Source organism: Pseudomonas sp. NPDC087614 (assembly GCF_044743485.1).
GTDB lineage: Bacteria > Pseudomonadota > Gammaproteobacteria > Pseudomonadales > Pseudomonadaceae > Aquipseudomonas > Aquipseudomonas baetica_A.
Map to the genome: position 1 here is coordinate 1 of NZ_JBIUWN010000028.1, position 19,766 is coordinate 19,766.

The 19,766-nt window shown below is 58.5% G+C and carries 13 protein-coding genes and 1 pseudogene; 3 read left to right on the plus strand and 11 right to left on the minus strand.

Annotated elements, in window-relative coordinates:
• Window positions 1-1,764 (plus strand): sodium-extruding oxaloacetate decarboxylase subunit alpha (gene oadA / locus ACIOWA_RS12840; RefSeq protein ID WP_401160107.1); only part of this gene is annotated, 1,764 nt, incomplete at its 5' end.
• Window positions 1,765-1,958: 194 nt separating this feature from the next.
• Here the strand turns inward: oadA and ACIOWA_RS12845 are convergent.
• From ACIOWA_RS12845 to ACIOWA_RS12860, 4 genes and pseudogenes are all read right to left on the minus strand, one after another.
• Window positions 1,959-3,881, minus strand: coding sequence for an autotransporter domain-containing protein (locus ACIOWA_RS12845; protein ID WP_401160109.1), 1,923 nt, complete (start codon window positions 3,879-3,881; stop codon window positions 1,959-1,961).
• A gap of 460 nt (window positions 3,882-4,341) precedes the next feature.
• A pseudogene (locus ACIOWA_RS12850) lies at window positions 4,342-7,299 on the minus strand (autotransporter domain-containing protein).
• A gap of 85 nt (window positions 7,300-7,384) precedes the next feature.
• Window positions 7,385-8,221 carry an amino acid ABC transporter permease gene (locus ACIOWA_RS12855; protein WP_401160111.1) on the minus strand — a complete coding sequence of 279 codons (837 nt, stop codon included), beginning with the start codon at window positions 8,219-8,221 and terminating at the stop codon, window positions 7,385-7,387.
• On the minus strand, window positions 8,218-9,039 hold the full coding sequence (locus ACIOWA_RS12860) for an ABC transporter substrate-binding protein (protein ID WP_339431492.1): 822 nt from the start codon (window positions 9,037-9,039) through the stop codon (window positions 8,218-8,220). The genes ACIOWA_RS12855 and ACIOWA_RS12860 overlap by 4 nt, the downstream gene beginning before the upstream one ends.
• 113 nt (window positions 9,040-9,152) lie before the next feature.
• On the opposite strand from ACIOWA_RS12860, the gene ACIOWA_RS12865 reads away from it, so the two are divergent.
• On the plus strand, window positions 9,153-10,052 hold the full coding sequence (locus ACIOWA_RS12865) for a homocysteine S-methyltransferase family protein (protein WP_339465159.1): 900 nt from the start codon (window positions 9,153-9,155) through the stop codon (window positions 10,050-10,052).
• A gap of 186 nt (window positions 10,053-10,238) precedes the next feature.
• On the opposite strand, the gene ACIOWA_RS12870 is transcribed toward ACIOWA_RS12865, so the two are convergent.
• From ACIOWA_RS12870 to ACIOWA_RS12900, 7 genes are all read right to left on the minus strand, one after another.
• A complete protein-coding gene (locus ACIOWA_RS12870; RefSeq protein WP_339431494.1) occupies window positions 10,239-11,195 on the minus strand; it encodes a hypothetical protein in 957 nt (318 codons plus the stop codon).
• Between the two features lie 101 nt (window positions 11,196-11,296).
• Window positions 11,297-13,480: a lipase family protein gene (locus ACIOWA_RS12875; protein ID WP_401160112.1), complete on the minus strand. Its 2,184-nt coding sequence runs from the start codon at window positions 13,478-13,480 to the stop codon at window positions 11,297-11,299.
• 12 nt (window positions 13,481-13,492) lie between these two features.
• Window positions 13,493-14,275, minus strand: a complete 783-nt coding sequence (locus tag ACIOWA_RS12880) for a hypothetical protein (protein WP_401160114.1) — start codon at window positions 14,273-14,275, stop codon at window positions 13,493-13,495.
• A gap of 12 nt (window positions 14,276-14,287) precedes the next feature.
• Window positions 14,288-15,070, minus strand: a complete 783-nt coding sequence (locus ACIOWA_RS12885) for a hypothetical protein (protein ID WP_401160116.1) — start codon at window positions 15,068-15,070, stop codon at window positions 14,288-14,290.
• A gap of 12 nt (window positions 15,071-15,082) precedes the next feature.
• A complete protein-coding gene (locus ACIOWA_RS12890) occupies window positions 15,083-15,862 on the minus strand; it encodes a hypothetical protein (RefSeq protein WP_401160118.1) in 780 nt (259 codons plus the stop codon).
• Complete coding sequence (locus ACIOWA_RS12895; RefSeq protein WP_339465164.1) at window positions 15,859-16,713, minus strand: DUF4123 domain-containing protein; 855 nt, start codon at window positions 16,711-16,713, stop codon at window positions 15,859-15,861. Before ACIOWA_RS12895 ends, ACIOWA_RS12890 begins: the two co-directional genes overlap by 4 nt.
• On the minus strand, window positions 16,710-18,785 hold the full coding sequence (locus tag ACIOWA_RS12900) for a type VI secretion system tip protein VgrG (protein ID WP_401160120.1): 2,076 nt from the start codon (window positions 18,783-18,785) through the stop codon (window positions 16,710-16,712). The genes ACIOWA_RS12895 and ACIOWA_RS12900 overlap by 4 nt, the downstream gene beginning before the upstream one ends.
• Window positions 18,786-19,382: 597 nt before the next feature.
• Between ACIOWA_RS12900 and ACIOWA_RS12905 the strand changes: the two genes are divergently transcribed.
• On the plus strand, window positions 19,383-19,748 hold the full coding sequence (locus tag ACIOWA_RS12905; RefSeq protein WP_339465167.1) for a DUF6124 family protein: 366 nt from the start codon (window positions 19,383-19,385) through the stop codon (window positions 19,746-19,748).
• Window positions 19,749-19,766: the final 18 nt, after the last annotated feature.

Below are 19,766 nucleotides of genomic sequence, written 5' to 3' on the forward strand. Positions count from 1 at the left end.
CAACAATCGCTGCTCGCCACCCGCATGCGCACCGAAGACATGCTCCCGATCTGCGACAAGCTCGACAAAGTCGGCTACTGGTCGCTGGAATGCTGGGGCGGCGCGACCTTCGACGCCTGCGTACGCTTTCTGAAAGAAGACCCGTGGGAGCGCCTGCGCCAACTGCGCGCCGCGCTGCCTAACACGCGTCTGCAAATGCTCCTGCGCGGGCAGAACCTGCTCGGCTATCGCCATTACAGCGACGACGTGGTCAAAGCCTTCGTCGCCAAGGCTGCCGTGAACGGTATCGACGTGTTCCGCATCTTTGACGCGATGAACGACGTGCGTAACCTGCGCGTGGCCATCGAAGCGGTGAAAGCGGCGGGCAAACATGCCCAGGGCACCATCGCTTACACCACCAGCCCGGTGCACACCATCGACGCCTTTGTGGCGCAGGCCAAGCAAATGGAAGCCATGGGTTGCGACTCGGTGGCGATCAAGGACATGGCCGGTCTGCTGACCCCGTACGCCACGGGTGAGTTGGTCAGGGCGTTGAAAGCCGAACAGTCGCTGCCCGTGTTCATCCACTCCCACGACACGGCCGGTCTGGCTGCCATGTGCCAGCTCAAGGCAATCGAAAACGGTGCCGACCACATCGACACCGCAATCTCCAGCTTCGCCTCGGGCACCAGCCATCCGGGCACCGAGTCGATGGTCGCCGCTCTTAAAGGCACCGAGTACGACACCGGTCTGAACCTTGAACTGCTGCAAGAGATCGGTCTGTACTTCTATGCCGTGCGCAAGAAGTACCACCAGTTTGAAAGCGAATTCACAGCGGTCGACACTCGCGTTCAAGTCAACCAGGTGCCGGGCGGGATGATCTCCAACCTCGCCAACCAGTTGAAAGAGCAGGGCGCCCTGAACCGCATGGCCGAAGTGCTGGCGGAAATCCCGCGTGTGCGTGAGGACCTCGGCTACCCACCGCTGGTGACCCCGACTTCGCAGATCGTCGGCACTCAGGCGTTCTTCAACGTGCTGGCCGGCGAGCGCTACAAGACCATCACCAACGAAGTGAAGCTGTATTTGCAGGGTGGCTACGGCAAAGCGCCGGGCGTGATCAACGAGAAACTGCGTCGTCAGGCCATCGGCAGCGAAGAAGTGATCGACGTACGTCCGGCCGATCTGCTCAAGCCGGAAATGACCAAGCTGCGTGCCGATATCGGCGCACTGGCCAAGTCCGAAGAAGACGTGCTGACCTTCGCCATGTTCCCGGAAATCGGTCGCAAGTTCCTCGAAGAGCGAGCCGCCGGCACCCTCACGCCGGAGGTGCTGTTGCCGATTCCTGAAGCCGGCAAAGTCGCGTCGTCGGGCGGCGAAGGTGTGCCGACCGAGTTCGTCATCGACGTTCACGGCGAAACCTACCGCGTCGACATCACCGGTGTTGGCGTCAAGGCTGAAGGCAAGCGTCACTTCTACCTGTCCATCGACGGCATGCCGGAAGAAGTGGTGTTCGAACCGCTCAACGAATTCGTCGGCGGTGGCAGCAGCAAGCGCAAGCAAGCCTCGGCGCCGGGCCACGTCAGCACCACCATGCCGGGCAACATCGTCGACGTGCTGGTCAAGGAGGGCGATACCGTCAAGGCCGGCCAGGCCGTGTTGATTACCGAAGCCATGAAGATGGAAACCGAAGTCCAGGCCGCTGTTGCCGGTAAGGTCACGGCGATTCATGTGGCCAAGGGCGACCGGGTCAATCCGGGTGAAATCCTGATCGAGATCGAAGGCTGAGATAACAGCCTCGGTACAACGCTTTAAACCTCGGGGGGCATGTGCTCCCCTTTTTTTCGTCCGGGTTTTGACTGAATCACGCAAATCCCGTGTGGGAGCGGGCTTGCTCGCGAATGCGGTGTATCAGTCACAGATCATGTCGACTGACACTCCCTCTTCGCGAGCAAGCTCCCACAGGGACAGTGTTCAGACCATCAGAACGCCATTCGCCACTGGCCCATCACACTGTGATTACGGCTTTCAGTTCCGAAATCCCCCGTGATGCCTAGCCCAACGGTGTGGTTGGCCGACAGGCCAAGGTCGAGGCCAGCATCGACGCCCAGACTGTTTCGATCCAGCGCGGCACCGGCCACTTCAAAGCGTTTCCCACCCTTGAGCAGTTGTTGGCGGGCATCGCTGTCGAGTTCGCCGAAGGTATGTTTCCAGCCTGCGGCGAATCGCGGCGTCAGGCTCATGCCGTTGTCCAGTCGGCTGATTTTCGCTGCACGCAGGCCGAAGAGGCTGCTGAGGTTGTCGCGGGTTTGCCCGAACACCTTCAGCGCCGCATCGCCGCCTTTTTCGCTGTAGCTGTCACGTTGATAACGCTGATAGCCGAGGCTGGCGAACGGTTCGAGCGTCACGTTGTTATGGCCGAAATTGAAGCCCAGTTCGGCAAAGGCCTGCTGGGTGTTGGCGTCGTAGTTACCCTTCAGGCGGTCGCTGAAGCCCTTGAACACCACTCGACGTTTGCTGCTGCCGTCATGGCTGGCGTAGGTCGCCCCGAGGCGCAGGGCCAGTGGCCCGTCCTGGCGCACGGCATAGGCGCCGAGGTGCCAGCTGTCGAGGTCGCCATCGTACTGGCGGGCATCCAGTTTCGTCTGGGATTTACCGCCCAGCAGGCCGATATGCCATTGCTCATCGAGTCGCCAATCCGCGCCCATGACCAGACCCTGGGTGGCGTGTTTCAGGGTGCTGTCGTGATCGCGATCAACCTTGCCACCATGGCCGATGGCCTGAACCCAGACGCGTCCGGAGTCTGCACTGCCGGCCGCCTGCCGGGGTGAACTGCCAGAGCCAGACGCAGCGCCCGAGCGGCTATCCAGTTGGCGCATGGCCGAAAGCATGCTCGCGCTTACAGGCGTGATGCTGCTCAATGTGGCTTTGGCGAGGTTGGCGTTGCCGCCGGCGGCCAACTGCTCGATGGCAATCGGTGCGGTGCTTTTGTCGCTAGCCAACAGTGCGACGACCGCAGCGTTTTGGGGGGCCGCTGTTTGAGGGGCTGACGGTGTGGCGACAGGGGCGGCACGCACCGCCACCGCGTCTTCTGAAATGGGTGCTTCTTCTGACGTGGAAGATGGACTTGTCGCCAGTGGTGCTGATATCGGTGGTCGATCCGGGATCGATGGCTCTTCAATACTTTCGGCTACTGCACGACCGTTGTCGGTGGTGGCCACGCTAGGCAGGGATACCTCGTTGCGTGCGTAGGTCAGTCCCACAGATTTTTTGTTGTATTGAGGTGTGGCTGTCATGAACGCCAGATCGTTCAGTATCGTGCCGAACTGACCTTCAACCTTGCTGGCTTCGATGATTTTGTACTGGCTGCTTTGCGGGTATTCCCCTGCAACTGCAACGACTTTCAAGGTGGCGCCTTCAAGTTTGGCAGTGCCGTCTACCTTGATCGTTTGACCACTGCTGCCGGGGGCGACCTCATAAGACAGTTCAGCATTCGGGGATAGGCTCAAACTGCCTTTCACTCGAGGGCTACCATGCAATCCATTGACCATGAGCAGGCCGTTAACGTGCAAGTTTCCTACCGAGCCCTTACCCGCAAAGCTGCCGCCGTTCTCGACATAGACATCCCCTTTTATGCTTCCATTGTTGAAGAGTTTGCCAGCGGTAACCGCCCCACCGCTGATGGTGCCCTGATTGGTCAGCGCACCGTTGTGTGTTACCAGCACGCCTTGGTTGAAGTCTCCCTTTGTGCTCAGCGTCCAGTCTCCGCGCACGAGAAACAGTGCATTGAAATTGCGGGTGTCTTTCAGCGTGCCCCCCTCGGAGATATCCAGTAGCAGCATGTTGTCCCCCTTGCCACCATCCAACTGCCCCGTGAAGCTTGCGTCGTCTTGAAGAGCGATCAAATCGTTGAGTTCCGTTCCTCGAAAAGTGCTCTGGGGTGTATTGAAGGCAATCGGAACGGTCGCTTTATCGTTGATAAAGTCCTTAATCCTCCCAAGAGATTCTGCATAGACGGTGTCTTCGGGCTGTTCTGGCACCTGCGCGGTGGACGCAGCGTCAGAGGCTTCAGGTAGTTGCTGGGCGTTTGCAATCTTTGCGCAGCCCAGCGCCAACGCAATGGCTAAAGCCAAGTGTTGTGGTTTGAATGTGTGTTGAATGAGCATCAAGCAAGGCCTTTTTTGAAAGAAGGCCAAACTCTAGGGACGCAGCAAAAATTTTGATGTCGGCTACTTCCCGCCGTTTTGCAGGCGCTGTCGCGTCATTTTGTCGAAATCTTCCGCTATATCCGGATCCGGTATTTTTACGCGACTGTACCGGCTCCTTTTCCTACGACTAATCAAGACCACACTGGCTATTCAACGATCAAAAACTCATCTGCCACTGCCCGATCATTCCGTGATTACGGCTGTTGCTGCCGATTTCGCCGCTATAGCCCACCCCCAGCGTATGACGCGCCGAGATCCCGATATCGAGACCGGCCTCCAGCACCAGGCTGTCGCGATCCAGTGAGCTGCCATCAACGCTGAACCCTGTGCCGCCGACCACGAAGGCCTGGCGCGTCGAACTGCTGACGTCGCCATACGTATGCTTCCAGCCGGCGGCCATGCGTGGCGTCAGGCTCATGCCGTTGTCCAGACTGCTCAGGTGCGCCAGGCGCAGGCCGAAGGTGCTGCTGAAGTTGTCCTGGGTCTGGCTGTCGACTTGCAGCGCAGCGGCGCCGCCCTTTTCCCGGTAGCTGTCGCGGTGGTAGCGCTGGTAGCCGAGGCTGGCGAATGGTTCGGCGCTGAGGCGGCCGCTGCCCATGGCGTAACCGAGTTCGGCGAAGGCTTGCTGGCTGTCGGCGTCATAGTCGCCTTTGGGGCGATCACTGAAACCGTTGAAAGCGATGGTGCGTTTGCTTTCGCCTTGATGGCCGCTGTATGCCGCGCCGAGGCGCAGTGAGAGCGGGCCGTTCTGATGCAGGGCATAAACGCCGGCATGCCAGCTCTCGACATTGCCATCGACGCCTGTGGCGTCCAGATCGGTTGTCGAATAACCGCCCAATACGCCCAATCGCCATGCTGAATTCAGCGACCAGTCGGCACCGAGCACGCTGCCCTTTGAGCGTTGCTCCAGACCGCTGCTGCCGTGTTCGCCGTCGAGCTTGCCGTAGCCGCCGATGGCTTGCAGCCAGAGGCGGCCGCGAGCGTTCGGATCGTTCAGGTTGCGCGCCTCGGACGGCACGCCGTTGGCCGCCAGCACAGGGGTTTCGCGTTGATCGAGGCCGACCATCAGTCCCGGGCTGCCGCCGATTTGCTGCATTGCCGAGAGCATGCTGTTGCCCACCTGGTTGCTGGCGCCAAGGGTGGCGCTGGTCAGGTTGGCGTTGCTGGCCCCGGCCAGTTGCTCGATTGCCGCGCCGGCAGTGCTTTGGGTGGTGTTGAGCAGGGCGTTGTATAGCGCGTTGTGCTTGCCCATTGAGGCCAGACTGTTGGCGGCGCTACTGCCGTTGCCGGTGGCGGCGAAATCTTTGAAGGCGACGTCGTTACGGGTGTACGTCAGGCCGACTTGAGTTGGCGTGTAGGCCAGCGTGGGTGTGAGAAAGGCGTAATCGCTGCTGACCTTGCCGAAGGTGCCGTTGACCTGCGTGGCTTGCAGCACGGTGTAATGGCTCTGCCACGGATAGGTGCCGCTGCCGGGATTAACGGCCAGGGTCGCGCCGTTGAGATTCGCGGTGCCGCCGACCTGCACTGGCGCGCTGCTGCCGTCGGCGTTGACGCCGTAGGCGAGGGTGGCTGCGCTGCCCATGTTCAAGTCACGCACAATCGTTGCGGGGCCCAGGCCCGTGTCTGTGCGCAATGTACCGTTGACGTTGAGGCTGCCCACCGAACCGCCCCCGGCATACACCCCGCCAGCATCCACGGTGAGGTTGCCGGCGATAGCGCCCTGGTTGATCAACGTCGCGCCGTTGCGCACTGCGCCGCCGTCGCTGAAATCGCCGCTACCGGTCAGCGTCCACGCGCCTTGCTTGACCTCCAGCCACTCGAAATTGCGACTGTCGCTGAAGCTGCCACCCGCCACGTCGTCCATCACCACCCGGTCGTAACCGCTGCCGCCATCGACCACACCGATAAAGCGGCTGCCATTGCGCAAGGTCAGGCTGTCGTTGCCACCGCCCAGATCCAGTGCCAGGCCATTGCTGCCGCTGAGGGTGCCGCCGTTGACCACGTTGTCGGCGAACTCACCGACGAACTTCACGCCAAAACCGTCGAGTCCCTGGACGGTGCCGAAGTTTTCCAGCGTGGTTGCCGTCAGCCCCGAGCCGTCGCTACCGTCGTCTACCAGGATCGCGCTGTTAGCGCCGCTGATCAGGGCGCCGCTGGCGTTGAAAATTTAGCCGCCGCCCAGGGCGATGCCTTCACTGCCGTTGGCGAACCCGCCCTTGTCGACACCGCCCGCGCCAACGCCTTGAATGGTGCCGTAGTTTTCGATGTGGGCGATCTTGTCGATGTCCACGCCGTCGCCATCACCGTTGGCTTGCAGCCCGGCGTACGCGCCGGTAATGGTGCCGTGGTTGATCACCGTACCATCGCCGTCGGAGCCGAAGCCCGAGCCGTTGCGCCCGGTGATCTGTCCGTAGTTGACCAGTGTCGCGCCCAGGTCAGTGGTGATGCCGTGGCGGCCGCCGGAAATGACGCCGTCGTTGGTGATCGACACACCCGTGGCGGTATCGATATTGATGCCGTCGAATTTTTGGTCGGCGTTGTGCGAATCGCCCGTCGAGATCTCGCCGTAGTTGGTAATCGTCGCATTGGCGCCGGTCTTCATGCCGTCGCTGGCCTCGCCGCGAATCAGCCCGCCCGCACGGTTGATGATCGTGGTTTTCACCCCGTCGCTGCGCAGTGCATCCAGGTCCAGCCCTTGGCCGGTGGTGGAGCGAATGACGCCACTGTTGTCGATCAACAGGCTGCCGCTGACGAAGTTGCTGTCGATGCGCAACGCATCATTGGCACCGAGGATCTGCCCGCCGCTGCGGTTGTAGAGGGCGTAATTGCGTGCCTGGCTCAGGTCGCCGCTGCTGTCGATGGCCCGGCCGCCAGTGGAGATGATGTTGCCGGCGTTATCGATCACCACGCCGACACCGCTGGTGTTGTCCTTCAGGCTGACAGCCTTGCCACTGTTGGTGATGCTGCCCGGCGACGAAATCGTCAGCGTGTCGCTGCCACCGAGGGTTTGCGAAGCCGTGGTGGCGCTGTCGATCTGCACGGTTTTGCCGTGAGCGGCCGTGGTGGCGATCAACAGGGCGATGGCGAGGGACAATCGCTGAGGCGAGAAGGGCATGGGCGGACGGCCTTTTGTTATAAGCGGGCCGTCCTGTATAGCGATGGGGTTTTACAGAATGATGTCGGTGATAGTGCAGAGCACCTTAGGTACGGCGTTCGTATGCCTTGCCGTAATGGCGCTCCATGCGTGCCTGGATCAGCTCAAGCCCGATCGACATCACCCAGTAAATGATCGCGGCGGTCGTGAGCATTTCGATGTAGCGATAGCTTGATCGACCATACGACTGCGCCAGAAACATCACCTCCCAAACGCCCATCACCGAGATCAGCGACGAGTCTTTGAGCATGGAAATGAATTGGTTGGTGGTTGGCGGGATGATCGTGCGCATGGCCTGGGGCAGGGTGATGCGCCAGAAAATCACCGACTCCCGCATGCCCAGCGCCAGTGACGCTTCGCGTTGACCATAGGGGACGCCGAGGATGCCGGCGCGGAAAATTTCGCTGAGATAAGCGCCATAGTTCAGCGACAGGGCGATGATCCCGGCAACGATGGCGCCGGGCACGATGCCCAATTGCGGCAAGCCGAGATAGATCAGCAGGATCTGGATCAGCAGCGGCGTGCCGCGAAAAAACGAAGCGTAGAAACTGGCGATGCCAAACGCCAAGGCACTTTTCGACAAGCGCCCCAACGCGGTGACGAAGCCCAGCAATGACGAGGCGACTATCGAACACACGCACAGAAACAACGTCAGCGCCGCGCCTTGCAGGAAGCCATTGGGTGCCAGCTTCAGGCCGACCAGGTTGGGCAGCTTGTCGAGGATGATCGAGAACTTCAGGTCGAAGCTCAGGAAGAACCCGGCGCACAGGCAGAACATCGCCGCCCAGGTCAGGTACAACCGCGTACGAAAACCGAAGAGCCGTTGCAGGCGTGATGCAGCCACCGGTTGCGGTGGCTGTGGAGGTGTCGGGAAAGAAGTCATTGACTGATGTCGGCGCCGATCCATTTTTGTGAGAGCTTGCTCAGGGTGCCGTCCTGCTTGAGCTGCGCAAACACCTCGCGCACTTTGGCATCCCACTGGGCGTCACCCTTTTCGATGGCCACCGAATTCGGTTCCGAATACAGCGGCGCACCGGCCAGTTTGAAGCGTTTGTCTTCGTTCAGGCGTGGCTGCGCGGTGACGAGGTTGGTGAGGATCGCGTCCAGACGCACACCGGCCCCCAGGCCCAGGTCCTGGAAGGCAACGTTGTCGGTATCGTACGGCGCGATCTGCACGTCTTCGAACGGGTACTGCAACTGCGTGTCTTCGGCGCCTTCGATGACCAGATTCTTGTTCAGATAACTTTCGTAGCTGGAGGCGCTGGTGAGGCCGACCTTCATACCGCTCAGGTCCTTGGCACCGTGGATGCGGTCATCCTTGGCGTTGACCACGATCACCGCAGGGGAGGCGTAGTACTCGACCGGGAAATCGAACACTTCGGCGCGGGCCTTGCTCGGGGTCATCGAGCAGATGCAGATGTCGTAGCGCCCGCTCCAGCGGCCGGCGGCGATGACGTCCCAGGACGGCGTTTCCAGACGCAGCTTAACCCCCAGTTTGTCCGCCACGGCTTTGGCGACATCAACGTCGAAACCGTCGAGCTGGTTGTCTTCGTTGAGAAACGAGAACGGTGGATAACTTTCCATCAGCACGCCAACCAGTTCTTTTTTCTGCTCGACGCGATCCAGTGTGGCGCCGCCGAAGGCTTGGGAGGAGGCGGCCAGAATCGTCAGGCCCAGGGCCAGTAGCGGTTGAAATTTCACAGTCGATCCCTGGTTGAAAAAGAGGTTGTCATTAACGGAATGGTGCGTATTAAATAGTTATAAGAACGACTCTGATAGTGAGTTATTTTCATAAGCTTATGAGTGAAAGGCATATGGGCGCAGCAAGCACGATTATTCTCGATGGCGGCATGGGCCGTGAGTTGCAACGCGCCGGTGCGCCATTCCGGCAACCCGAGTGGTCAGCGCTGGCGTTGAGCGAAGCGCCGCAGGCGGTGGAAGCGGTACACGCCGCTTACATCGCCAGCGGGGCCAATGTGATCACCAGCAACAGTTACGCGGTGGTGCCGTTCCACATCGGCGAAGAACGTTTCGCCGCTGAAGGGCAGGCGCTGGCGGCGTTGGCCGGTGAACTGGCGCGGCGTGCGGTGCAGGCTTCGGGCAAAGCGGTGCGGGTGGCCGGTTCGTTGCCGCCGTTGTTTGGCTCCTATCGTCCGGACCTGTTCGAGGCGTCCCGGGTGACCGAGTTGCTGGGCCCGTTGGTCAAGGGGCTGGCACCGCACGTTGATCTTTGGCTGGCGGAAACCCAAAGCTCGATCGTCGAGGCGCGCGCCATTCACGCCGGGCTGCCGCAGGACGGCAAGCCGTTCTGGCTGTCGTTTACCTTGAAGGACGAAGACACCGACGAAGTGCCGCGTTTGCGTTCCGGCGAGCCGGTGGCCGAAGCGGCTGCAGCGGCGGCTGAGTTGGGCGTCGAGACGCTGTTGTTCAATTGCAGTCAGCCGGAAGTGATCGGCGCGGCGATTGACGCGGCACGCGCGACCTTCGAACGTCTGGGGGTGAAGATAAACATCGGCGCCTATGCCAACGCCTTCCCGCCGCAGCCTAAGGAAGCGACGGCCAATGACGGACTCGATCCGTTGCGCGAAGACCTCGATCCACCCGGCTATCTGCAATGGGCGATTGATTGGCAGCAGCGCGGCGCCAGTCACTTGGGCGGTTGCTGCGGGATCGGCCCGGAGCACATTGCGGTGCTGGCGCAGAAACTCGCTTGAGAGAAGATCAAAAGATCGCAGCCTGCGGCAGCTCCAGGGTGTAGGGGCCATCCCACATGACGGACGCATAGCGACTCCAGGATTGGCCTCATCTGCTTGATGAGGTCTGTCCCATGACTTCTGCCATCGCCCCCTGACCAACCCGGTGCGCCGATAAAAGTGCGCGGCGTTAAATGCTCCTACGGCCTACTTATCGGGTTTGCGCTTCCACGGGTTCTTCGGGGGAACGGCAAATCGCCGTCCTGAATTGGCGGAATAACGAGAACCTGTAACCGCTTCCAGCTCCCCGCCGTCTCGCACAAAATCACTCACTTCTTTAACCCGACGGCTGCGCAGCCATGTAATCCACTGTGCCAGATCGGTGTGGCCCTGTTCTTCAAACATCCGCATGAAACGTACTTGCCAACGCTTGCACGTCTGCTGGCAAAGGCCTGTACGCCGCTGTAAATCAGTCACGCTCTCGCCGTTGATCAAGCCTTGAACAAAACCCAGCCAATGCTCTGGATAACCCAATCGGGCCAGTAGCGTGCCCTGCAGCAAACTCACAGTGCTGTAACAGCCTGGGCAACGAAAATCAGGGCGGCGCTCATCGAAACGCTTCATGTCAGGTGAACCGCACTTTGGACAGACTGCTTGAGGAGTCGTGAGCAAATGCTCCAGCCCACTCAGAAACGCTTGGGCCTGAGCCGCAATAGGTGCGGGTGGCTCCAGATCGATTCGATCCTGGCGTGCCGCCCACCACTGATACAACGTTGGAAAGTCTTTAGCCATGACGGTGCGGCAGTGTTTGTTCCACCGCGAAGTGGTGCTGGGGGCAATATTCATGGCTTCGGCAATACCTCGCATCGACCAACCCGCCAACAGGTATTGACCAAAGGTTGACCAGAGGTGCATTAGCCCGACTTTCGAAAACGGTGTTTTCGAGAGACAGTTAAAGCCTTTGTTGCAGGCCACACAGCGGTAAAAAGGCAGGCGTGTTTTCTGGCTGGTTTCCAGTCTGAAGCGTGGATGACCGCACAGCGGGCACTCGACCGGCGATCTCTTGGGCAGTTCGTGCAAATAGCGAATGAAATCATCCGCATGGCTGTGGAGTTCGGCGGGGAGGCATTGGTGATAATCGGGCAGCGCTTGAGCTTCGGACATTGAACTTGAATCTTTCATGGAAAACCTCGCGGGTTAACCGGGCAGCCTTCGGGTGCGGGCTACCCGCAAGACACGCAAATGGCGAGGGTGCCGGACTGTTTTTAGATGAATGAATCGATATCCAGCGTATGCGGCGCACCCACTGTATGGCCGTAGATCGACGCCAGTAGCCCGTCATCACTTTTGCTGGTGGGCGCCATGGCCAACTGCTCGACGACTTTGTTTTCCGAATGGGCAAGCCAGCGCGACAGGCTTTCAGACAGCGGCTCGGGCTGGTCCGAAAGTGATCCGTAGACCTTTTTTTCGGTGATGCGCTGTTGCCGCAAGGTTTTGAGGCGATCAAGCGACATTTGTATTTTGTCGATCTCGCGATTGAGCGCTTCGATGGTTTTTTCATGATGGCGAACGTAAGCGTCCGGGCGTGTCTGGTCGCGCTTTTGCCGCAACTGCAAAGTAATGCTCGCCAGCGCTTTCTGCATCCACTCAAACTCTCTATCCGATACGAGGGATCGGTTTGCTGATTGCGCTTCCTGCCAACGTTTCAGCGTTGCCCAGCACGCCGGAATGTAGCTGCCGACCATCGAGTGGCTGCCGGCATTGAAGAGTTGCGTCAGTAACGAAGGTCGATCCGGGAGGCCGTTTTTTTGCTGAATGGCCACCGAGCAGGCGGCATGCTGGGCAACCGTGTCGCAACCGGGCTCCCACAGGATCATGGACTTTTCATTGCGATCAAACTGCACCGGCATCGCGTGGTACAGCTTGCCGTGATGCTCGTAGGGTTCGCCGGTCCAGTTGGTAATACCGGCGACAAACACCGAGAGGCCAACGGGCACGTTGACGAAGGTCAGTGCCGCTCCTGTCCCGTAAACACTCGCTTTGGTGTTCATCCAGGTGCCGGGCACACTGGGCACCGGGTCGTTATGGGCGACCATGCGGTGATGTTCCAGCGGTTCTGCGCCTTTGGTGAAAAGGGCGTCACCGGCGCGGGGGGCGCCGTAGGTGTAGAGCTGGATGTTGTAGTTGAAGTCTGCTCGCCGACGCAGCATTTCCGAAAGCAGCAATGCCACTGCGCCTCCGAGGCTGTGCCCGCAGATCAGCAGTTTTTGACCGGTATAAAACTTGTCGAGGTATTTCACGACGAAACCATAGGCTTTCTGTGCCGCTTCGTAAAATCCACGGTGCACCTTGCTGCCGTGTTCTTCGAACGGCACTTGAAACGCATCGGCATCGCGCAGGCCATCCGCGATGATTTCATAGGTGCCACGCACGGAAATCAGGATTAATTCGTCGTGGTGGGTGATGAAGGCTTGGGTATCGGTGGACTGCTTACCCAAGATCCTGTCGTCGAAGAAATGGATCTTGGCGGGGTGCTCCTGCTCGTCTTCCCGTTCAGGTTTGTTTGCGTCATAGAGGTCTGGGTCGAACGGCACGATCTCCAGTCGCCTGGAGTACGGCACATCTTCAAAAAGCGGGTAATACGCTGATGTCTGCGTCGCATCGACTTTGCCAAGCTCTTCGAATTTGGCCAGTGCATCCCCGAACCAGTTACCAACAGTGGGTTGCAAGGGGAAGCGCACAGTCTTCGTTTCGACGGGGTGTTTATCCGGCTTCTGACCAAACGGGCAATAGCTCAGGGTGGACATGAGCGCCAGTTGATAGAGGTTTAGCGCACAGACCCCAGCGTCGATTGACAGCATGGGGCGCAAGGCGCGCATCGGGCGTACTTCCAGCACCGTATGTTTTAGCGGCATGAGGGCAACACCGCGCTCACCATGCTTACCCATGATCTTCGCCGGCCCCGACCCGGGCGGGTAATGGCTGTAAACCTGCGGTGGCAAATGCGAAACATGCTTGACCAGATGACGCACTTCCACCTGAAAGAATTCATCGGCGCAGGCTTGTGCGGGGTTTTCTCTGGTGCGGGTCGAGTTGTGGTTCAGGTAGCGGGTTTGTTCGGCGCGTACCTGAAGTTCAGTAATTTTCAGGGGGTAATGAGGTCTTGCTTGTAAGTCCTTGTATAGCTCTTCTTCCCCTTGGTACTTCTGATCAAAGGTGAGTGCTATCGGCCCTGCGAAGTGCTCAGAAACTTTGCCTGTGCCAGTGCCATCGAGATTGCCATCGTAGGTTTTTCCTTCCGAATCGACTACGACGTAGGCCAAGCCTTCATACGGTTCGCCAGAACCAAACTCGTCGACTAATTGAAAGCTGCTCCACCGACCCTGTGCTGGGCATGTCAATACGCGGCTGCTCAGTGGAGATTCCAGCTCTTTTTCCATTGATGTCATGTCGAAACCTCCTTATTCCGTGCAACCGGGATAAATGGTGCATTGCCGGCCGTCTGGCATCTGAAAAGTGCTGAAGTCGGTGTAGTTACCGTTGCAATAACCTCGTTGATCTTCAAGTCCTCTGCCCTTGCAACGCTTCCAGCCATTCGGAACCTTCACCCACGTATCTCCCCAGCCGGGTTTCTCCTCGTCGGCCAATTTGATGTGCATCTTCACGGTCTTACCCGGCAGTTGGTCCGGGGTATAAGCCGCGGAAGGCTTGCCTCTTTTCAGCTCGCCCTGAGCATCGGTAGTCTTGCAATCGAGGAGTTTCACGATGCGCCGTTTTGGCCCTACCGTTCGGAAGAGCTGTTGGCATTCACCGTAGAAGGTGCTTTCGCCTGCTTCGTTAAAGACGCTTTTGTACTGATCTTTCACCTCATTCCGAATGAACACTCTGGCGCTGTCAGCGCCAAAATCTCCCCGGTCTTTACCGTAAGTCGCATAGATTTCCAGCTCGATGCGGCTTATCACCAGCGGGCATCCGCTGACAGTTCTGCGCAGGGCTATTTCGGAGTTGGGCTGATAGTTTTCACGCCATTTCAGGTTGTAACCAACTCCAGTGCCTCGTCCGCCCGGCACGGTGCAGGTTTCCCCTTTGGCAGGCACATACACTGCGATGGCCTCATAGGTGAAGTCGGGCGGCATATCGGCGGTGAAAGTGAACGTATTCGGCTGACTGCTCGCACAGCCTGAGATGCCAACGAAGCAGCAGCCCAAAGCAGCGCTTTTAAGCAAGGGATAAGACTTAGTCATTGGGTAATGTCCTTATTCAGTGCAACCGGGATAGATGGTGCATTGCCGGCCGTCGGGCATCTGAAAGCTGCTGAAGTCTTTGTAATTGCCAAAACAGAACGCGTATTGGTCTTCGAAGTTGTCGCCCATACAACGCTTCCAGCCATTCGGAACTTTGACCCACGTATCTCGGATAGCGGGCCTGTCCTCGTCGGCCAATTTGATGTGCATCTTCACGGTCTTACCCGGCAGTTGGTCCGGGGTATAAGCTGCGGAAGGTTTGCCTGGTCGTAGCTCGCCCTGGGCACCTATCGTTTTGCAGTCGAGGAGTTTTCTGAGGATTCGGGGCTTACCCGACGTGCGAAATAACTGTTGGCATTCACCTGAGAAGGTACTTTCGCCCGTTTTGTTAAAGACGCTTTTGTATTGATCTTCCACTTCATTCCGAATAAACACGCTGGCGATATCCACACCGTAATCACCCCGGGCTTTACCGTAAGTTGCGTAGATTTTCAGCTCGATGCGGCTGATGACCAGCGGGCAACCGCTGACTGTTCTGCGCAGGGCTATTTCATTGCTGGGCTGGTAAATTCCCCGCCATTTCATGTTGTATTCCACTTCAGTATCTCGCCCGCCCGGCACGGTGCAGGTTTCGCCTTTGACGGGCACATACACAGCAATGGCCTGATACGTGAAGTCGGGCGGCATATCGGCAGTGAAGGTGAAAGTGTTGGGCTGACTGCTCGCACAGCCTGAGATGCCAACGAAGCAGCAGCCCAAAGCAGCGCTTTTAAGCAAGGGATAAGACTTAGTCATTGGGTAATGTCCTTATTCAGTGCAACCGGGATAGATGGTGCATTGCCGGCCGTCGGGCATCTGAAAGCTGCTGAAGTCTTTGTAATTGCCAAAACAGAACGCGTATTGGTCTTCGAAGTTGTCGCCCATACAACGCTTCCAGCCATTCGGAACTTTGACCCACGTATCTCGGATAGCGGGCCTGTCCTCGTCGGCCAATTTGATGTGCATCTTCACGGTCTTACCCGGCAGTTGGTCCGGGGTAAAAGCTGCGGAAGGTTTGCCTCGTCGCAGCTCGCCCTGTGCATCGATCGTTTTGCAGTCGAGGAGTTTTCTAAGGATTCGGGGCTTACCCGAAGTACGAAACAGCTGTTGGCATTCACCGTAAAAGGTACTTTCACCCGCTTCGTTGAAAACGTTTCTGTACTGATCTTCCACCTCATTCCGAATGAACACCCTGGCGCTGTCGGCGCCAAAATCTCCCCGATCCTTACCGTAAGTCGCGTAGATTTTCAGTTCGATGCGATTGATCACCAACGGACAGCCGCTACGGGTTCTGCGAATCGTTATTTCAGCATCAGGTTTGTATTCCGTTCGCCACTCGCCGTTGAACACGGGTGCCAAGTTGGCCTTTTTTTCAACAGTGCAGGTTTCGCCCTTGGCAGGCATGTAATAAACCACTGCAACGTATGCAAAGTCGGGCGGCATATCGGCGGTGAAGGTGAAGGTATTCGGCTGACTGTGGCTGCTCGCACAGCCTGCGGTTAACGCGAGGCCAAAACCCAGACTTGCTGTGCGAATCAGGCTTTTCATAGGGCGGCTTCTCCTTGCCAAAATGCTGTTGTTTGCGACACCCGCTCGAAATGCTCACTCGGCGTTTCACCGGCCCGAACCTGCCAGTGCGGCGCCAACGTGTAGCCCTGCGCCTGCAGGCTCTGGGTCAGCAAAAACTCCAGTTGCTCCGGCGCCAGCCAACCCCACGTTTGCGCCTGCGCCAGTCTGTTGCGCAGCCACGTATCAGGATCATGGTGTTCGGCAAGTTTGGCGTAAGCCTGGACATGCTCCGCCAGCAGATAGCGATGAGCATTGCTGCGGCGAATTTCATCCGTCTGTTGGTTGGGCGCTGGCACTTGATGCCACAGCGGCTGATCTGGCACTGGGTAGCTGCCGGGGGCGGGATTGTTCGTGCTTTGCCAGTGTGTGCCTTGCCAGTAACACACGCTGATCGCTGGCCCGAGGTAGGCCGGCCAGGCGTCCTCAGGCAGGTGCGCGAGGGCGCGGCTCAATACCCGATTATCGTGAAAGCGGTACAGCGCCTGATGTGGGCGGGCACCGATGATCAGGCGTTCGTGCCAATGTTTGACCAGCCTGCTCAAATCGCCTTTTTGAAGGCTGGCAAACCAGCCCCAGTTGCGTTGCGGATTCTTCAGCAGTTCACTGATGCGGCTGTCGTCAGGCTGATCGAAAGTGAAGATGAATGGCCCGGCATCCGCCAGATCAGCCACCAACGTTTCACCGTAAACACTCAGGTATTGGTCGAATTGGCTGGTTTTTAAAAGGGATTGGCGCAGGTCGCGCTCGTTCTGTGAGTCCAGAACGACGCACAAGGCAAAACCTGAACGTTGCTGTTCTCTCATCCATTGGCGGGGTAGCGAGTCAGTCATGCGGCGGCTCCCCGGGGCAGGCAAATACCCGCACGACAGGCCTCGCAGATGGGGCAGAAGTCCGATCCCATAACGCTGCTGGCGGCCATCAATTCGTTCTGGCTGGGCGCAATCATGGGCGGCCGTTCTGCTGGCATCGCCAAGGCGTCATTGGCCCCCGGCATTGACAATGCGGCAGCGGAACCCGCCACCGGGGCACCCCCGATCTGGATTTCGCTGCTGCTGAAAATGCCCGCATGGCCGATCACAATGTGCTGCCCACCGGCCTTGAGGCTGATGCTCGCGCCAGCATCCAGCGTCAGGTGCGCCCCAGCCTTGATGTGCACTTGCTGGCCAGCCTCAACCACCAGCGTTTGGTCGACTCGGGTCTGGCTGTTGCTCGCGACATGCAGATAGTCATTGGCCTTGAGTTGCACTTTGCGGTCGGCGGTGATGGTTCGGTGTTCTTCGGCTTCCAGCACGGTGATGCTGTTGCCCTTGATGGTTTCCCGGCGTTCGTTGCCGACTTCAAGTCGACTGTCGTTTTCGACCTTGTGCTCCATGTCGCGTTGGGCACGCAGGTAGATCAACTCCTGCCCGGCGCGATCTTCCAGGTGCAATTCGTTGAATCCGCCGCTATCGGGTGAACTGCGGGAGCGAAACACACTTCGGGTTTTGTGCGCGGGCAGTTCGTAGGGCACCGGGTTGGCGCTGTTGGCCAGACAGCCACTGATCACCGGTTGATCAGGATCGCCTTCCAGGAAGCTGACCAGCACCTCCATGCCCACTCTCGGAATAGTGACGCTGCCATGGGCGTTGCCGGCCCAATTGGACGACACCCGCAACCAGCAACTGCTTTTGTCGTCGTTACGACCTTCTCTGTCCCAAAAAAACTGAGCCTTGACCCTGCCGAAGGGGTCGCAGTGGATTTCCTCGCCTTTGGGACCGGTGACCATGGCGGTCTGGCTACCCAGTATTCGCGGCTTTTGGTAATGGTGTGGCGGTCGGTAGAAAACGTCCCAAGGCGTTGCGACAAATTGATTTCGATAACCTTGAACAAAGTCATGTTCTTGTGCGGAGCCTGCGCTGGTGATGCTCTCTTCCAGCACTTGCGGCTGCTTACATTCGTGGCGCACTTCTGTCAGCAACCAAAGCGCATTCCACTGCGTGCGTGAATGCTCGGACATCTCCATAAAATGCCCGGATACCAAGGTCTGCTGATCGCTTTTGCCTTCGGCCTGCCGATAGTCGGCACGATGGCGCTCCAGTGCCCGTTTGGTTAAAAACTTGCCGCGCTCACGCTGGGTGAAGCGGCCGGGGTAGTCGTAATCTTCCAGGTCAGGCTGCGTGAGATCGGTGCCAGGTTCGTAGTTGGACTCCAGAAGAATTCGGGATTTCTCGAAGTCGTAGTCACGGCGAGTGGTGCGACTGGTGCGCGCTTCGACTCGCAGGTCGAATCGTTTGATCACGGGTCCCTCGGCAACCATGCCGCTGTTTTGTTTGTAGGGTGTTGGCCGGTCAAGCCTGGGGAATACGGTTTGGTCGTCCCCAAATACCATCAGGTGTTTTTCGCGACTGTGCCGAAAGTGGTAATGAATGCCTTCTTCTTGGCAGAGCCTTTGGACGAAGTGCAGATCTGATTCGTCGTACTGCACGCAGTACTCGCGATCCGGATAAATGGCACCCAACTGAAACAGATGAAGGTCGCGGTGGATGCCGTGTTCTTCCAGCACCTGCGCAATGATTTGCGGGACGGTCAGCTGTTGAAAAATACGTTGGTTGATGCGGTGGCCCAAATAAGCCACCCGAGGAACAAGCGTGAGGTTGTAACGCGTCAGACGTTTGCCAGCGTCGCCTTGCGCAACGCGATGGATTTGCCCATGGATGCCATTGCGACCGTCGCTGAATGCCAGAAACGCTTGTTTGTGCAGCAGGCTTTCAAGATCGAGATTCGGCCTCTCGCTGACCAGCACCACGTCAAAGGCATAGGGTGTGCTGATCGCTTCCTGACCGGTGAACTCCAGGACTTGAAGGTCGTGCTCCAGACCATCAATGGTCAGATTGAAACGTGCGAGAAGGCTGGGGCTAGGCATCCTTTGTTCCTTCGACGGTCGCTGAGGGAATTTGTATCTGAATGCGTGAAGGCAGATACAAGTTCCGAAAGCTAACAAACGTGCCGAAGAAAAAATGTAGGAGGGGTCCTATGGGGTTGAAGGAAAGGACCTTGATTGTTCGTGTGGTTCGGTTGCCTCTTCACTGACGCTATTGCGAGGCTCGGATTCTTTGCATGTATGCGGCTCAAATACGTCAGACAAATCGCCAATTATTTTTGTGTAGTAAACATCTGGCGTTGTTCTCGTTTAAGACCTATTGGCTTTACGCCTCGCGACCTACAAATCCTTGCGTCGTTGCCTACGGCTACGCCAGAATCCGCCGGCTTGTGCGCCCAGGGCTGGCTGCGTAACTTGATCGGGTCACTGATTCCCAGTGATCGGGTTTAGCAGCCCGGCTAGTTATTCGGTCGTACGAGTCTCATCCGGTCAGGCATTTGCCTGCGCTCGATGGTGGCTGTGCGCATGGCACCTTCGGGTGCGCCGGGTTCGGGTGACTACCGGTCTGCTAACTTGCGCACAGCTGCCTCCCTATCGTTTAGCAGCGGGATGGTCGCAGCCTCAAAAGAGGTAGTCACCATGTTCAAAGTTACGCCTAACCCGCCGGTCACAGATCCGGCATCCCCCTACGAATCGCCCGATTCAAAGAAATTCCATGAAGCCGCCGAGCGAGCCCTCGACCACTATCTCTGCCCACCGGCCGCCGCCATCATGGCCACGCCCTACACTCCCAGCACGCTGTACATGGCGCACCCCGAAGCCGACTCCGAATCCCTGCTGGCCGACGCCAGTGAAACGCTCGGTTCCGCCACCGTCATGCTCAACAACCACGCGGCAATGGTTGAAGGCTCGAACCGCAAAACCCTGCAAGGCATCGCGCAGGTGGTGATGCTGGCAGAGCTGGCGGTTAATCGGGTGCTGGATAGGTTAGTGCCCACGGAGTGATTAACGTGCTGGCGGCGC

Excerpts from the sequence above, each read along its gene's own strand:
- ACIOWA_RS12855 (WP_401160111.1), bottom strand. The coding sequence starts at position 8,221 with ATGACTTCTTTCCCGACACCTCCACAGCCACCGCAACCGGTGGCTGCA.
- ACIOWA_RS12865 (WP_339465159.1), top strand. The coding sequence starts at position 9,153 with ATGGGCGCAGCAAGCACGATTATTCTCGATGGCGGCATGGGCCGTGAG.
- ACIOWA_RS12870 (WP_339431494.1), bottom strand. The coding sequence starts at position 11,195 with ATGTCCGAAGCTCAAGCGCTGCCCGATTATCACCAATGCCTCCCCGCC.
- ACIOWA_RS12875 (WP_401160112.1), bottom strand. The coding sequence starts at position 13,480 with ATGACATCAATGGAAAAAGAGCTGGAATCTCCACTGAGCAGCCGCGTA.
- ACIOWA_RS12880 (WP_401160114.1), bottom strand. The coding sequence starts at position 14,275 with ATGACTAAGTCTTATCCCTTGCTTAAAAGCGCTGCTTTGGGCTGCTGC.
- ACIOWA_RS12885 (WP_401160116.1), bottom strand. The coding sequence starts at position 15,070 with ATGACTAAGTCTTATCCCTTGCTTAAAAGCGCTGCTTTGGGCTGCTGC.
- ACIOWA_RS12890 (WP_401160118.1), bottom strand. The coding sequence starts at position 15,862 with ATGAAAAGCCTGATTCGCACAGCAAGTCTGGGTTTTGGCCTCGCGTTA.
- ACIOWA_RS12895 (WP_339465164.1), bottom strand. The coding sequence starts at position 16,713 with ATGACTGACTCGCTACCCCGCCAATGGATGAGAGAACAGCAACGTTCA.
- ACIOWA_RS12900 (WP_401160120.1), bottom strand. The coding sequence starts at position 18,785 with ATGCCTAGCCCCAGCCTTCTCGCACGTTTCAATCTGACCATTGATGGT.
- ACIOWA_RS12905 (WP_339465167.1), top strand. The coding sequence starts at position 19,383 with ATGTTCAAAGTTACGCCTAACCCGCCGGTCACAGATCCGGCATCCCCC.